The sequence below is a fragment of the Faecalibacterium sp. DFI.5.82 genome (assembly GCF_029076575.1).
Lineage (GTDB): Bacteria > Bacillota > Clostridia > Oscillospirales > Ruminococcaceae > Faecalibacterium > Faecalibacterium duncaniae.
In genome coordinates this window covers 1-308 of the sequence record NZ_JARFIS010000579.1, presented here as the reverse complement: position 1 = coordinate 308, position 308 = coordinate 1, and the positions used below count along the sequence as shown (strand labels likewise).

Sequence of the window (308 nt, the reverse complement as noted above, 5' to 3'; positions counted from 1 at the left end):
CGGTGTGAAGGGCGGGCGGTACGCGCAGCGCTGTGCCCCTGCGCAGGTGTTCAGCATCGTGCTGAGCGACAGTCTGGGGGACCCTCTGGATATGATCGCCAGCGGCCCGGCGGAGCCGGATACCTCCACCTGCGCCCAGGCGCTTGCCGTTGCCGAAAAGTATCATCTGGCACTCTCAGCACAGGCCCGGGCCCTGCTGGCGCAGGAATCGCCCAAAACGCTGGACAATGTGACCACCCGGATCACCGGCAGCGTGCGGGAGCTTTGCCGTGCCGCGGCCAGCGCATGCCGGAATCTGGGATATGAAC

Annotated in this window: 1 protein-coding gene; it reads left to right on the top strand. The window is 66.6% G+C overall.

Translation table 11 applies throughout. The annotated features are described in order from the left end of the window. Positions 1-308, top strand: a 308-nt coding sequence (locus tag P0G09_RS17970) for a DUF4147 domain-containing protein (protein ID WP_275253351.1), incomplete at both ends; no start/stop codon positions are given.